We start from the raw sequence: 13967 nt of genomic DNA, 5'->3' as shown, positions 1-13967 counted from the left end.
AGGGTAGGAGCGGGGCAGCCGAAAGGAGACGCCCCGTTGTCGCGCGCGCTGAAACTGGCCACCGGAAGCCTCCTTGTCGGCGTTGCCGTGCTGGGGCTCAAGGTGCTGGCCTGGTGGATGACGGGGTCGGTCGCGCTCCTGTCGGACGCGCTGGAAAGCACGGTGAACCTCGCCACCGCCTTCGCCGCGCTGGTGGCGATCCGGGTCGCGGCGCGGCCGGCGGACCAGAACCACCCCTTTGGCCACCACAAGGCGGAATTCTTCAGCGCGGTGCTGGAGGGCGTGATGATCATCATCGCCGCCCTCTTCATCCTGCGCGAAGCCTACGAGGGGCTGATGGCGCCCCGCGCGCTGGACGCGCCGCTGGAGGGGCTGCTGGTCAACGGCGCGGCGACCGCGATCAACGCGGTCTGGGCCTTCGTGCTGGTCCGGCAGGGCCGCGCGCTGAAGTCGCCCGCGCTGGTGGCCGACGGGCGGCACCTGTGGACCGACGTGCTGACCTCGGCGGGGGTGGCGGTGGGCGTGCTCCTCGCGCTGGTCACCAGCTGGTGGATCCTCGACCCGATGCTCGCCGCGCTCGTCGCGGTGAACATCCTGTGGTCGGGCTCGCGGGTGGTGAAGGAATCGCTCAGCGGGCTGATGGACGAGGCCGTGCCCGAGGCGACGCTGGCGCGCATCCGCGACGTGATCTCGACCGAGGCGCGCGGCGCGGTCGAAGCGCATGACCTGCGCACCCGCCACGCCGGGGCCGCCACCTTCGTCGAGTTCCACCTCGTGGTGCCGAGCGAGATGACCGTCTACGACGCGCACGAGATCTGCGACCGCATCGAGGCCGCGATGGGCCGCGCGGTGCCCAACAGCCGCGTCACCATCCACGTCGAACCCGAGCACAAGTCCAAGCTGACCGGCATCGTGGTGCTGGACTGACGGCGCGGGCCATGCCCCCGCCTCAGCCCAGAAGGCCCCTGTCCCGCAGGCCCGTGATCTCGTCGGGGCCATAGCCCGCCTCGGCCAGCACCGCGTCGGTCTGGGCCCCGAGGTCGGGGGTGGGGTGGCGCAGCTGCAGGGGCGTCTCCGAGAACTTGATCGGGAAGCCGGTCATCTTGACCGTCCCGTGGCCGGGGTGCGGCACCTCGAGCACCATCTCCTGCGCCGCGACCTGCGGGTCGGCCAGCGCCTCGGTCAGCCGCTGGACCTTGCCGCAGGGCACGCCCGCGCGGTTCAGCCGCTCGATCCAGTGCGCCTGCGTGCCGTGGGCCAGCGCGTCGTCGACCAGCCGGTTCAGCTCGGCCCGGTTCTCGACCCGCCGGGCGTTGTCGGCGAAGCGGGGATCGTCGAGCAGGTGCTTCAGCCCGATCTCGCCGAGGAAGCGGGCCACGAACACGTCGGTCGAGGGCGCCACCGCGATGTCGCCGTCGGCGGCGCGGAACAACCCGTAGGGCGCGACGATCGGGTGGTCGTTGCCGGTGGTCACCGGGTCGCGCCCCGTCGCCAGCGCGCCCGAGGACAGGTAGGCCATCATCGACAGGATCGACATCATCATCGACGCCTCGACCCGCTGCGCCGGGCCGCCCGCGTCGCGCGCCCTGAGCGCCGACACCGCGCCCAGCGCCGCGTAAAGCCCCGCGATCAGGTCGGTCAGCGGCGGGCCGGTGCGCAGGGGGCCGGTGGCGGGCGTGCCGTTCGTCGCCATATAACCCGACATCGCCTGCGCGATGAAGTCGAAGGCGGGCCGGTTGGCATAGGGCCCCGTGCTGCCGTAGCCGTTCACGCTGACCACGATCAGGCGCGGGTTGATCTGCGCCAGCCGTGCGGGGGTCAGCCCCATCTCGTCCAGCACGCCGGGGCGGTAGTTCTCGGTCAGGATGTCGGCGCCGGCGAGCAGCCGCTCCAGCACCGCCAGCCCCTCGGGGCGGCGCAGGTCCAGCGCCACCGACCGCTTGTTGCGGTTGAAGCCCGCGAAATACCACGACAGCCCGTCGACGATATGCCCCTGCCCGCGCACCGGGTCGCCGCCCTTGGGGCTCTCGATCTTGACCACGTCGGCGCCCAGATCGCCGAGGATCATGGCGCAGAACGGCCCCGACAGGATGCGCGTCAGGTCGACGACCCGGACGCCGGACAGCGGCAGGTCGCTCATCCCGCGGCCGTGGCGGTCAGGCCGGGGTCGTAGCGGCGCAGCCGGGGGCCGGCCTTGATGACCTGCCCGGGCAGGTCGCGGCCGATGACACCCTGGGTCAGCCGGGCGGCCGCGATCAGCTTGTCGAGGTCGATGCCGGTGTCGTAGCCGCTTTCCTGCAGGAGATAGACGAGATCCTCGGTGCAGATGTTGCCGGTCGCGCCCGCCGCGAAGGGACAGCCGCCGAGGCCGCCGACCGAGGCGTCGTAATGCGTCACCCCCTCGGCCAGCCCCGTCATCACGCAGGCGAGCCCCACCCCGCGGGTGTTGTGGAAGTGGAGCCCGATGCCCAGCCCGGGCGCCTCGGCCCGGATCGCCTGCACCGCGGCGCGGACGGTGGCGGGGGTCGCCATGCCGGTGGTGTCACCGAGGCCCACGGATTTGGCCCCGAGCTCCTGGTAGCGTTTGGCGATGCGGGCGACCTGCTCGGGCGGCACCACGCCCTCGAAGGGGCAGCCGAAGGCGGTGGCGATGCCGCCCTCGACGGCGACGCCGGCCAGCGAGAGGAGCGCGAAGACCGCCTCGAAATCCTTCAGCGACTCGTCGACGCCGCGGTTCACGTTCTTGCGGTTGTGCGTCTCCGAGGCTGACACCACGGTGTGCACCGCGTCCACCCCGGCGGCGGCGGCCCGTTCGGCGCCGCGCAGGTTGGGGATCAGCGCGGTGATCAGCGCGCCCTCGGGCCGGTCGATGCCCGCCAGGACCGCCTCGGCATCGGCCAGCTGCGGCACCGCGCGGGGGCTGACGAAGGAGGTCACCTGCATGTGCCGGATGCCGGCGGCGAACAGCGCGTTGATGATCTCGATCTTCTTCGCGGTCGGGATGAAGGCCGCCTCGATCTGGAACCCGTCGCGCGGGCCCACCTCGCAGACGGTGATGCGCGCGCCCTCCGGCACGGGGCGTGAAGTGTCGGCCATGCGTCGCCTCCTTGCGTCCGATGCGGGGCGCAAACGGCCCCGCGACGGCATACTGCCCCGGCCGAATTCGACGGGGCAAGGGCGCTTGGCGCGGGCGCCCCGCACCGGGCCATCCGGCAAGACGGCGCGCCGACGGGCCGCCGCGGCCCGGCGCACGGCCGCCCCGACAGCGGCCAAGCGACTGATGCGGAACGGGTTTCCCGCGCCGCTGCGGCGCGGCAGGCGGGCGGGCCATGGCATCACCATGCGTCCCCGTGACGTGAAAAAATGTGATGACTGGCGTGATCGCCCGATCAGGGCACTTGAAAAACGGGCGCGAATGCCATCCCCTCGGGGACGGTTCCGACAGGGAGGAGAGAACCCGATGAAACTTCGCACACTGACTTCCATGAAACTGGGGGCCGCGCTGGCGGCCGCGATGACGGTCACCGCCGTCCCCGCCTCGGCCACCGAGTGCATCGCACCCTCGAACCCCGGCGGCGGCTGGGACTTCACCTGCCGCACCATCGGCCGCGTGCTGGGCGAGCTGGGCCTCGTCGAGGGCAACGTGCAGGTCACCAACATGGCCGGCGGCGTCGGCGCCGTGGCCTTTGCCATGGTCGCGGCCGAGCGCCCGGCCGACGAGGACCTGATCGTCGCCACCTCGACCGTGGGCGTGACGCAGATGGCCCAGGGCCGCTACCCCGCGCCGCTGGAAACCATGCGCTACCTCGCCATGCTGGGCGCCGACGTGGGCGTGATCGCGGTCGACAACGACAGCCCGATCATGACGCTGGCCGACCTGACCGCGGCGATGGCGGCCGATCCCTCGGCGCTGGTCACCGGCGGCTCGTCGGGTGCGGGCGGCTGGGACCACATCCGGCTCCTGATGGTGGCCGATGCCACCGGCACCGAGGATCTCAGCGCGATCCGCTGGGTGCAGTTCGACGGCGGCACCGACGCCGTGACCCAGATGATGGGCGGCCAGATCGCCGTGGTGTCGACGGACATGGGCGAGATCGCGGGCTTCGTGGAATCGGGTGACATCCGCGTCCTCGCGGCGCTGTCGGACGAGCCGATCCCGGCCTTCCCCGACATCCCGACCGCCATCTCGCAGGGCGTCGACGTGACCGGCTACAACTGGCGCGGCCTCTACACCGGCGGGCAGGTCTCGGACGAGGCGTACAACGCCTGGGTCGAGCGGCTGGAAACCCTCTACAACTCGGACAACTGGCAGGAAGCGGCCACCTCGGCCGGTCTGGTGCCGATCTGGCGCGGCGGCGCCGAGTTCGAGGCCTTCGTGCGGGATCAGGCGGCCATCATGGAGCAGATCTCCCGCGATATCGGCGTCATCCAGTAATGACGGGAACGAGCGTCAGGCTCTTCGGCGCCGCGGTCTTCGCGATCGCGGCGCTCTACACCCTGCAGGCCGACACCTACCAGATCACCTTCGGCGACGTGCTGGGGCCGTCCGTGTTCCCGATCATCGTCGGCATCCCGATGATGATCCTGTCCGCCTCGCTGGTGGTGTTCCCCACCGGCACGGTGGACTGGCCGGGCCGCGACCGGCTGTGGCGGCAGGCCGCCGCGCTGGCCGTGTTCATCGGCTACGTCCTGGTGATGGAGCAGGTCGGCTTTCCGATCGCCACCGCGGCGCTGATCGCGCTGGTGGGCATCATCATGGGCGGGCCGCCGTGGCACGCCGTGGCGCTGGGCGTCGTGTTCGGGCCGGGGCTCTGGGCGCTGTTCGACCAGGTGCTGGGGCTGCCGCTCGATTTTCTGGGGGACCTCTTCGGCTGAGGGCCGGAGGGGCGAAGGGAGACCAGTCATGGAAGTGCTCTCGCTGATCGGCAGCGGCTTTCTCGTCGCGCTGACACCGCTCAACATCGGCCTGCTGCTGATGGGCTGCTTCGTCGGCACGCTGCTCGGCGCGCTGCCGGGCCTTGGCCCGGTGAACGGGGTGGCGGTGCTGATCCCGCTGACCTTCGCCTTCGGCTTCGACCCCACATCCTCGCTGATCCTGCTCTGCGCGGTCTATTTCGGCTGCATGTACGGCGGGCGGATCAGCTCGATCCTGCTGAACATCCCCGGCGACGAGCCGGCGATCATGACCACGCTCGACGGCTACCCGATGGCGGTGCAGGGCCAGGCGGCGAACGCGCTGGCGATCTCGGGCGTCGCGTCCTTCGTCGGCGCCACCATCGCGGTGATCGGCCTGTCGCTGTTCGCCCCCGTGCTGGCGCGGGCGGCCATCCACTTCGGCCCGGCCGACTATTTCGCGCTCTACATCCTCGCCTTCGCCACCATCGGCGGCATCGCCGGCGTCGATCCGCGCAAGACGCTCCTGTCGGCGCTGATCGGCCTGATGCTGGCGACCGTGGGCATCGACCCGATCTCGGGCGTGCCGCGCTACACGATGGACAACTTCCACCTCTACGACGGCATCCAGCCGATCGTCGCGCTGGTGGGCCTGTTCGCGATCTCGGAGATCCTGCTGCTGCTGGAGAAAAGTGCCAAGGACCGCCCCAAGGCGATCAAGGTTGACCGCTGGATGCCGCAGTGGTCGGCGATCTGGCCGACCCGCTGGGCGATGCTGCGCGGCTCGGGCGTGGGCTTCGTCGCGGGCGTGCTGCCGGGCGCGGGGGCCTCGCTGGGGTCCTTCATGGCCTATGTCTTCGAGAAGCAGAAATCCAACGGCAAGGGCACCTTCGGCAAGGGCGACCCGCGCGGTGTGGCGGCGCCCGAGTCGGGCAACAACGCGGCCGCGGGCGGCGCGCTTATCCCGATGCTGTCGCTGGGCGTGCCGGGCTCGGGCACGACCGCCGTGCTGCTGGCCATGCTGATCTCGCTCAACGTGCAGCCCGGCCCGCTCCTGTTCGAGCGCCAGCCCGACCTCGTCTGGGGCCTCGTCGCGTCGCTTTACCTGGCCAACATCGCGCTCCTGATCCTGAACCTGCCGATGATCGGCATCTTCACGCGCCTGATGATGACGCCGACCTGGGCGCTGATGCCGGTGGTCGCGGCCGTCACCTTCGTGGGGGTCTACGGGATCTCGAACTCGATCTTCGACCTTGAGCTGATGGTGTTCTTCGGGATCATCGGCTACATCATGCGCAAGCTGGACATCAGCCTTGTGCCGCTGGTGCTGGGGCTGCTGCTGGGCGGCGACATGGAACGCGCGCTGCGGCGCGCGATGTCGATCTCGGACGGCGACTGGTCGATCCTGATCGCAAGCCCGATCTCGATCACCCTCTACGTCCTCACCGTGGGGTTCCTCGCGCTGTCGGTCTGGCTTGCCGTGCGCGACCACAAGCAGACACAGGCCGAACGCCTGACCGAGGGCTGAGCACGATGGCCGATGCCGGCACCCGCGCCCGGGCCGGCGGGGGCTACGACCTCGTGACGCTGGCGCTGTTCCGGTCGGTCGCGGCCTCGGGCAGCATCGCGCACGCCGCGGCGCTGCACGGGCTGGTGCCGTCGGCCGTCAGCAAGCGCATCGCCGACCTCGAGGCGCTGGTGGGTGCGCCGCTCCTGCACCGCCACCGGCGGGGGGTGGAGCTGACGCCCGCGGGCCACGACCTGGTGCGCCACGCCGAACGCCTGCGCGACGCGGTCGAGCGGCTGGAGGCCGAGATGGCCGCCCACGCCACCGGCCGGCGCGGCGCGATCCGGGTCGCGGCCAACAGCTCGTCGATCTCGCAGTTCCTGCCCGAGGACCTGGCCGAATTCGTCGCCGCCCACCCGCAGCTGCACATCCGCCTGACCGAGATGACCAGCCTCGAGGTACTGGAGGCCGTCCGCGCGGGCCGGGCCGATCTGGGCATCTTCTCGGGGCTGACCGAGGCCGCGGGGCTGGTGCTGATCCCCTACCGGCGCGACACGCTGGTTGTGGTGCTGCCCGCCGAGCACCCGCTGGCCGCGCGGCGCAGCCTGCACCTGTCCGACATCGTGGCCGAGCCCTTCGTGGCGCTGCAGGCCGGCAGTTCGATCCAGGCCTGGCTCGACCGCCGCGCCGAGGAGATCGGCGCGCGCATCCGCACCCAGGTCGCGGTCCAGAGCTTCGACGGTGTGCGCCGCATGGTGCAGGCGCGGCTCGGCATCGCGGTGCTGCCCTTCGGCGCGGTCGAACCCTACCTCGACGCGACGCGGCTGGCGATGGTGCCGCTGGACGAAAGCTGGGCCACCCGCGACCTGTTGATCGCGGTGCGGGACAAGGCCACCGTCACGCCGCAGACCGCCGCCCTGATCGCGACGCTCAGGGGGCACGCGGTCTGAAACATGGCCCGGGCATGGGCCGCAACAGGGGAGACACCGCCATGGGAACCTTCGACAATGACCTGTTCGAGAAGGGGCTGGCGCGGCGCAAGGCCACGCTCGGGGCCGACTACGTGCAGGCCAGCCTCGACAACGCCGACGCCCTCACCCGCGGCTTCCAGGAGGCGATGACGGCGTGGTGCTGGGGCTTTGGCTGGGGCGACGACGCGATCGACGCCAAGACCCGCAGCATGATGAACCTCGCCATGCTGGGGGCGCTGGGCAAGATGCACGAATGGGAGCTGCACTGCCGCGGCGCGATCAACAACGGCGTCACCGCCGAGGAGATCCGGGCGATCTGCCATGTCGTCGCGATCTACTGCGGCGTGCCGCAGGCGCACGAGTGTTTCCGCGTCGCCCGCAAGGTGCTGGAGGAGCGCGGGCTCCTGCCGATGGCGTGATGGACAGCATGGCAAGCGCCCCCTAAGACTTGACCCGATCAGCCCCGGAAGGAGGAGCCGTGGCCCACCGCCCGACGTCCATCGACGAGACCATCGCGCTGTTGTCGGCGCAGGATTACGTCTGCGGCCGCCCACTCGGCACCGTGGCCTTCCTCGCGCTGACGCTGGGCAAGCCCCTGTTCCTTGAGGGCGAGGCCGGCGTCGGCAAGACCGAGATCGCCAAGGCGCTTGCGGCCGCCTTGGGCCGCCGCCTGATCCGGCTGCAGTGCTACGAGGGGCTGGATGCGGCATCCGCCATCTACGAATGGAACTTCGCCGCGCAGATGATCGCCATCCGCACCGCCGAGGCCGCGGGCAACGCAGACCGCGAGATGCTGCGGGCGGAGCTGTTTTCCGGCGACTACCTGATCCGGCGGCCGCTGCTGGAGGCGATGGAGCCGCACCCCGAGGGGCCGCCCGTCCTGCTGATCGACGAGGTGGACAGGACGGATGAACCCTTCGAGGCGTTCCTGCTGGAGGCCCTGTCGGATTTCCAGGTGACGATCCCGGAGCTCGGCACCATCCGCGCCGAAGAGCCGCCCATCGTCATCCTGACCTCCAACCGCACCCGCGAGGTGCATGACGCGCTCAAGCGCCGCTGCCTCTACCACTGGGTCGATTTCCCCAGCTTCGACCGCGAGATGGAGATCCTGCGCGCCCGCGTGCCCGGCATCACCGAGACGCTGTCGGCCGAGGTGATCGCCTTCGTCCAGTCGCTGCGCACCGAGGACCTGTTCAAGACGCCGGGCGTAGCCGAATCGATCGACTGGGCGCGGTGCCTGCTCGCGCTCGACACCGTGGCGCTGTCGCCCGAGGTGATCTCGGACACGCTCGGCGCCGTGCTGAAATACCAGGACGACATCGCCCGCATCGCCGGCTCCGAGGCCACGCGCATCCTGAACGAGGCGCGGGCCAAGGTGGGCCGGGCGTCCTGATGGCGCCCCCCCGCCCCCTGCCCGAGACCGCGGGGCGGTTGGCCGAGAACATCGTGCATTTCGCCCGCGCGCTGCGAAAGGCCGGGGTCCGCGTCGGCCCCGCGCAGGTGCAGAGCGCGGTCGAGGCGGTGGCCGCCGCGGGCTTCACCCACAAGACCGATTTCTACCACGTCCTGCGCGCGACCCTGATCCACCGGGCCGAGCACCTGGAGCTGTTCGACCAGTGCTTCGCCCTGTTCTGGCGCGACCCGGAATTCATCGAGCAGATGATCCACCTGATGTCGCCCACGCTGCGCACCGAGGCCGAGGCGCGGAAGAAGAAGGCTGCCGAGCGCCGCGCGGCCGAGGCGCTGGCCGACGCGCCCGAGCCGCCCGAGGGCACGCCGGTGCGCGAGGAGCTGGAGATGGACGCGCGGATCAGCTGGTCGGCGTCGGAAAAGCTCCGGTCGATGGATTTCGAGCAGATGAGCGCGGCCGAGATCGCCGAGGCGACCCGCGCCGTCCGCGCCCTGCACCTGCCGGTGAAGCCCGTGCCGACCCGGCGCACCACGCCCTCGCCCCACGGCACCCGCCCCGACCTGCGCGGCACGCTGCGGCGCGCGATGCGGCGGGGCGGCGAGGTGGAAACCGTGCTGATGCGCCAGCGGCGGAGCCGGCCGCCGGACCTCGTGGCGCTGTGCGACATCTCCGGCTCGATGTCGGTCTATTCGCGGATGCTGGTGCATTTCCTGCACGCGATCACCTGGGCGCCGGACCGCGGCTGGGGCAAGGTGCATGTCTTCACCTTCGGCACCCGGCTGACCAACATCACCCGGGCGCTCGCGCAGAAGGACCCCGACCTTGCGCTGGCCGCCGCGGGCCGCGATGCGCGCGACTGGGAGGGCGGCACCCGGATCGGCGAGGCAATCCGCCGCTTCAACGTCGACTGGTCGCGGCGGGTGCTGGGGCAAGGGGCGGTGGTGCTCCTGATCTCGGACGGGCTGGAGCGTGGGGATACCTCGGTGCTGGAGGCGGAGATTGCCCGCCTGCGCCTGTCGTGCCGGCAGATCATCTGGCTCAACCCGCTCCTGCGCTGGGACGGCTTCGAGCCGCGCGCGGGCGGCATCCGCGCGATCCTGCCCCATGTCGACCGGCTCCACGCCTGCCACTCGCTGGACAGCCTCGACGCGCTGTCGGCGGCGATGAGCGGGGCGCGCGGCACCGCGGTCAAAACTGTTGCGTCACGTCCGGCGCCCGCTATGGTTGACCCGTGACCTCGTCGCGGGCGTGCACCCGCCACGGCGGCTGACCGGCGGAGGCGGACCCGGACCCGGAGGAGGGCCGGCCCGCGCCGCCTTGTCCGACGACGGGAACGGAGGAGGAGCCGGGGCTGCGCCGCGCGGTGCAGCATCCCCGACAGACAACAGACATCACAGGGTTGGCGGCCGCCCCGGGGCGGCCGCATCCCCGCCAGTGTCCGGGCGAAAGACCCGGCAGCCAGGGAGGAAGAGAATGGCGACCATATCCATGACCGTGAACGGAAAAGCGGTGAAACGCGCCGTTCCGGACAACACGCTCCTGTCGGAATTCCTGCGCGAGCACCTGCGCCTGACCGGCACCCATGTCGGCTGCGACACCAGCCAGTGCGGCGCCTGCGTGGTGCATGTGGACGGCCGCGCGATCAAGTCCTGCACGGCGCTGGCCGCGTCGCTCGACGGGGCCACGGTGACGACCATCGAGGGGCTGGCCAACGGCGACCTGCACCCGATGCAGAAGGCGTTCAACGACAACCATGGGTTGCAGTGCGGGTTCTGCACGCCGGGCATGATCATGTCGGGCGTCGACATGGTCGCCCGCTACAAGGCCGAGGGCCGCGAGCTGACCGAGGCGGCCATCCGCCACGAGCTCGAGGGCAACATCTGCCGCTGCACCGGCTACCACAACATCGTGAAATCGATCCAGCAGGCCGCGGCCGAGATGTGATCGGGTCCTTGGGAGGAAAGTGACATGAGCGACGGAATCGGCGCGCGCGTGAAGCGCAAGGAAGACAAGCGGTTCATCACCGGCAAGGGCAAGTACACCGACGACATCCGCATGGAGAACCAGGCCTACGCGGCCTTCGTGCGCAGCCCGCACGCCCATGCGAAGGTCAAGGGCATCGACGCCTCGGCCGCCGAGGCGATGGAGGGCGTGGTGGCCGTGCTGACGGGCGCCCAGCTGACGGGCGACGGCATCGGCAACCTGATCTGCGGCTGGGCCATCAACTCCAAGGACGGCAGCCCGATGAACATGGGCCCGTGGTCAGCGCTGGCGACCGACCGGGTGCGCTACGTGGGCGACGCGGTGGCCGTGGTCATCGCCGACAGCCAGAAACTGGCGCGCAACGCCGCCGAGGCGGTGGTCGTCGACTACGAGGAACTGCCCGCCGTGGCCCACGCCGACCGCGCGCTGGCCAAGGGCGCGCCGCAGGTGCATGACAATGCGCCGGGCAACCTGATCTACGACTGGGGCATCGGTGACGACGCCGCGACGCAGGCGGCGCTCAAGGGCTCGGCCCATGTGACGGAACTACACGTCACCAACAACCGGCTGTCGCCGAACCCGATGGAGCCGCGCTCGGCCGTCGCCACCTACGACGAGGCCGAGGATCACTACACCCTCTACACCACGTCGCAGAACCCGCACGTGGCGCGCCTCGTGCTGTCGGCCTTCTACAACGTGGCGCCCGAGCACAAGCTGCGCGTGATCGCCCCCGACGTGGGCGGCGGCTTCGGCTCCAAGATCTACATCTACCCCGAGGAGATCACCTGCCTCTGGGCCTCGATGAAGACCAAGCGCTCGGTGAAGTGGACGTCCGACCGGACCGAGGCCTTCATGACCGACGCCCATGGCCGCGACCACATCACCACGGCGAAGATGGGCTTCGACAAGGACGGCAAGATCACCGGCTTCCACGTCGACACGGTGGCCAACTTCGGCGCCTACATGTCGCTGTTCTCGTCGGCGGTGCCGACCTACCTGTATGCGACGCTGCTGTCGGGTCAGTACGACATCCACAACATCTACTGCAACGTGCGGGCGGTCTACACCAACACCGTGCCGGTCGACGCCTACCGCGGCGCGGGGCGGCCCGAGGCCTGCTACCTGATCGAGCGCATGATGGAGACGGCGGCGCGCGAGATGGGGATGGACCCGGCCGAGCTGCGCCGGCGGAACTTCATCCAGTCCTTCCCGCACCAGACGCCCGTCATCATGAACTACGACTCGGGCGATTTCCCCGGCAACCTCGACAAGGCGCTCAAGGCCGCCGACATCGCGGGCTTCCCGGCGCGCAAGGCCGAGGCGGCCAAGCGCGGCAAGCTGCGCGGGATCGGCTATTCCTGCTACATCGAGGCCTGCGGCATCGCGCCGTCGGCGGCGGTGGGCAGCCTCGGGGCCGGTGTGGGCCTCTGGGAATCCGCCGAGGTGCGGGTGAACCCGGTGGGCACCATCGAGATCCTGACCGGTAGCCACAGCCACGGCCAGGGCCACGAGACGACCTTTGCCCAGATCGTGTCGGACCGCTTCGGCGTGCCGATCGACAACGTGTCGATCGTGCATGGCGACACCGACAAGGTGCAGATGGGCATGGGCACCTACGGCTCGCGCTCGGGTGCGGTCGGCATGTCGGCCATCGTCAAGGCGATGGACAAGGTCGAGGCCAAGGTGAAGAAGATCGCGGCTCATGTGCTCGAGGCCTCCGAGGACGACATCGTCATCGAGGGCGGCGAGGTGAAGGTCGCGGGCACCGACCGCAAGATGGCGTGGCACGAGGTGGGCCTTGCCGCCTACACCGCGCACAACCTGCCCGCGGGCATGGAGCCGGGGCTGAAGGAAGGCGCCTTCTACGACCCGGTGAACTTCACCTTCCCGGCCGGCGCCTACATCGCCGAGGTCGAGGTCGACCCCGACACCGGCGTGACCAAGATCGTCCAGTTCACCGCCGCCGACGATTTCGGCACCATCATCAACCCCAACATCGTCGAGGGGCAGGTGCATGGCGGCGTGGCGCAGGGCATCGGGCAGGCGATCCTGGAACAGGTGGTCTACGACGAGGGCGGCCAGCTCCTGACCGGGTCCTACATGGACTACGCGATGCCGCGGGCCGACGACGTGCCGTTCTACACGATCGAGCACAACACCACCGTCTGCCCGAACAACCCGCTGGGCATCAAGGGCTGCGGCGAGGCCGGGGCCATCGGCGCCCCGCCCGCCGTCATCAACGCGATCACGGATGCCATCGGCACCAACGACCTGCAGATGCCGGCCACGCCCGCACGGGTCTGGGCGGCGCTCAACGCCGCGCGCGCCCCGATGGCGGCCGAGTGAAGGGAGGGACCACAGATGTATGACGTTTCCTATCACCGCCCGGCCTCGCTGGCCGACGCCAAGGCCATGCTGGCCTCGGACGACGCCAAGGTGCTGGCGGGGGGCCAGACCCTTCTGCCCACGATGAAGCAGCACCTGGCCGCCCCGTCGGACCTGGTGGACGTGCGCAGGATCCCCGGCATGTCCGGGGTCAAGGTCGAGGGCGGCAAGCTGGTCATCGGCGCGGCCACCACCCACGCCGAGGTCGCGGGCAACGCGGATGTGCTGAAGCACGTTCCCTCGCTCGCCTGCCTCGCGGCGGGCATCGGCGACCCGGCGGTGCGCCACATGGGCACCATCGGCGGGTCCATCGCCAACAACGACCCGGCCGCCGACTACCCCTCGGCGATTCTGGCGCTGAACGCGACCGTGGTCACCGACCGGCGCGAGATCGCGGCGGACGACTATTTCCAGGGCATGTTCACCACCGCGCTGGAACCGGGCGAGATCATCACCGCGGTGAAGATCACCCCGCCCAAGTCGGGCGGCTACGCCAAGTTCCCCAACCCCGCCTCGCGCTACGCGATGGTGGGGGTCTACGTGGCCCAGACCGGCGCGGGCGTCCGCGTCGCGGTGACGGGCGCGGGGCAGGACGGCGTGTTCCGGCATGACGGGCTCGAGGCCGCGCTGTCGGCCCGCTTCGCGCCCGAGGCGGTGGACGGCGTATCGGTCTCGGCCGACGGGCTGTTGTCGGACATCCACGGCGATGCCGCCTACCGGGCGCATCTGGTGAAGGTCATGGCCAAACGCGCGGTCGCCGCCGCGGCCTGATCGGCACGACAAGGCAAAGGACCGGCCCGCGGGGATGCCCCCCGCG

The 13967-nt window shown here is 70.6% G+C and carries 13 protein-coding genes; 11 read left to right on the top strand and 2 right to left on the bottom strand.

Features of this window, described 5'->3' with window-relative positions:
* The first annotated feature begins 36 nt into the window (after window positions 1–36).
* Entirely contained in the window at window positions 37–927 is an 891-nt protein-coding gene (locus HCU73_RS07950) for a cation diffusion facilitator family transporter (protein WP_168622883.1), read from the top strand.
* A gap of 22 nt (window positions 928–949) precedes the next feature.
* Here HCU73_RS07950 and HCU73_RS07945 read toward each other — a convergent pair whose 3' ends face one another.
* The gene (locus HCU73_RS07945; RefSeq protein WP_168622882.1) at window positions 950–2140 is read right to left on the bottom strand and encodes a CaiB/BaiF CoA transferase family protein; all 1191 of its coding nucleotides are present in this window, start codon (window positions 2138–2140) and stop codon (window positions 950–952) included.
* On the bottom strand, window positions 2137–3096 hold the full coding sequence (locus HCU73_RS07940; RefSeq protein ID WP_168622881.1) for a hydroxymethylglutaryl-CoA lyase: 960 nt from the start codon (window positions 3094–3096) through the stop codon (window positions 2137–2139). The genes HCU73_RS07945 and HCU73_RS07940 overlap by 4 nt, the downstream gene beginning before the upstream one ends.
* A gap of 364 nt (window positions 3097–3460) precedes the next feature.
* On the opposite strand from HCU73_RS07940, the gene HCU73_RS07935 reads away from it, so the two are divergent.
* From HCU73_RS07935 to HCU73_RS07890, 10 genes are all read left to right on the top strand, one after another.
* Entirely contained in the window at window positions 3461–4435 is a 975-nt protein-coding gene (locus HCU73_RS07935; protein WP_168622880.1) for a Bug family tripartite tricarboxylate transporter substrate binding protein, read from the top strand.
* On the top strand, window positions 4435–4875 hold the full coding sequence (locus HCU73_RS07930; protein WP_168622879.1) for a tripartite tricarboxylate transporter TctB family protein: 441 nt from the start codon (window positions 4435–4437) through the stop codon (window positions 4873–4875). The genes HCU73_RS07935 and HCU73_RS07930 overlap by 1 nt, the downstream gene beginning before the upstream one ends.
* A gap of 28 nt (window positions 4876–4903) precedes the next feature.
* The gene (locus HCU73_RS07925; RefSeq protein ID WP_168622878.1) at window positions 4904–6421 is read left to right on the top strand and encodes a tripartite tricarboxylate transporter permease; all 1518 of its coding nucleotides are present in this window, start codon (window positions 4904–4906) and stop codon (window positions 6419–6421) included.
* 5 nt (window positions 6422–6426) lie between these two features.
* On the top strand, window positions 6427–7350 hold the full coding sequence (locus HCU73_RS07920; protein ID WP_168622877.1) for a LysR family transcriptional regulator: 924 nt from the start codon (window positions 6427–6429) through the stop codon (window positions 7348–7350).
* A gap of 41 nt (window positions 7351–7391) precedes the next feature.
* A complete protein-coding gene (locus HCU73_RS07915; protein WP_168622876.1) occupies window positions 7392–7790 on the top strand; it encodes a carboxymuconolactone decarboxylase family protein in 399 nt (132 codons plus the stop codon).
* A gap of 59 nt (window positions 7791–7849) precedes the next feature.
* Window positions 7850–8764: an AAA family ATPase gene (locus HCU73_RS07910; RefSeq protein WP_338052032.1), complete on the top strand. Its 915-nt coding sequence runs from the start codon at window positions 7850–7852 to the stop codon at window positions 8762–8764.
* Complete coding sequence (locus tag HCU73_RS07905) at window positions 8764–10017, top strand: vWA domain-containing protein (RefSeq protein WP_168622874.1); 1254 nt, start codon at window positions 8764–8766, stop codon at window positions 10015–10017. The genes HCU73_RS07910 and HCU73_RS07905 overlap by 1 nt, the downstream gene beginning before the upstream one ends.
* 238 nt (window positions 10018–10255) lie before the next feature.
* A complete protein-coding gene (locus tag HCU73_RS07900) occupies window positions 10256–10726 on the top strand; it encodes a (2Fe-2S)-binding protein (protein ID WP_168622873.1) in 471 nt (156 codons plus the stop codon).
* A gap of 24 nt (window positions 10727–10750) precedes the next feature.
* Window positions 10751–13111, top strand: a complete 2361-nt coding sequence (locus tag HCU73_RS07895; protein WP_168622872.1) for a xanthine dehydrogenase family protein molybdopterin-binding subunit — start codon at window positions 10751–10753, stop codon at window positions 13109–13111.
* 15 nt (window positions 13112–13126) lie between these two features.
* Window positions 13127–13921, top strand: coding sequence for an FAD binding domain-containing protein (locus HCU73_RS07890; RefSeq protein WP_168622871.1), 795 nt, complete (start codon window positions 13127–13129; stop codon window positions 13919–13921).
* Window positions 13922–13967: the final 46 nt, after the last annotated feature.

This window comes from Roseicyclus persicicus (genome assembly GCF_012395815.1).
GTDB lineage: Bacteria > Pseudomonadota > Alphaproteobacteria > Rhodobacterales > Rhodobacteraceae > Roseicyclus > Roseicyclus persicicus.
Note: the sequence above shows the minus strand (reverse complement) of the source record. Positions and strands in the feature narration are given on the sequence as shown.

Bases quoted from the DNA above. Each gene is read 5' to 3' on its own strand.
- HCU73_RS07915 (WP_168622876.1), top strand. From the start codon at position 7,392: ATGGGAACCTTCGACAATGACCTGTTCGAGAAGGGGCTGGCGCGGCGC.
- HCU73_RS07920 (WP_168622877.1), top strand. From the start codon at position 6,427: ATGGCCGATGCCGGCACCCGCGCCCGGGCCGGCGGGGGCTACGACCTC.
- HCU73_RS07930 (WP_168622879.1), top strand. From the start codon at position 4,435: ATGACGGGAACGAGCGTCAGGCTCTTCGGCGCCGCGGTCTTCGCGATC.
- HCU73_RS07925 (WP_168622878.1), top strand. From the start codon at position 4,904: ATGGAAGTGCTCTCGCTGATCGGCAGCGGCTTTCTCGTCGCGCTGACA.
- HCU73_RS07900 (WP_168622873.1), top strand. From the start codon at position 10,256: ATGGCGACCATATCCATGACCGTGAACGGAAAAGCGGTGAAACGCGCC.
- HCU73_RS07935 (WP_168622880.1), top strand. From the start codon at position 3,461: ATGAAACTTCGCACACTGACTTCCATGAAACTGGGGGCCGCGCTGGCG.
- HCU73_RS07895 (WP_168622872.1), top strand. From the start codon at position 10,751: ATGAGCGACGGAATCGGCGCGCGCGTGAAGCGCAAGGAAGACAAGCGG.
- HCU73_RS07890 (WP_168622871.1), top strand. From the start codon at position 13,127: ATGTATGACGTTTCCTATCACCGCCCGGCCTCGCTGGCCGACGCCAAG.
- HCU73_RS07945 (WP_168622882.1), bottom strand. From the start codon at position 2,140: ATGAGCGACCTGCCGCTGTCCGGCGTCCGGGTCGTCGACCTGACGCGC.
- HCU73_RS07940 (WP_168622881.1), bottom strand. From the start codon at position 3,096: ATGGCCGACACTTCACGCCCCGTGCCGGAGGGCGCGCGCATCACCGTC.
- HCU73_RS07905 (WP_168622874.1), top strand. From the start codon at position 8,764: ATGGCGCCCCCCCGCCCCCTGCCCGAGACCGCGGGGCGGTTGGCCGAG.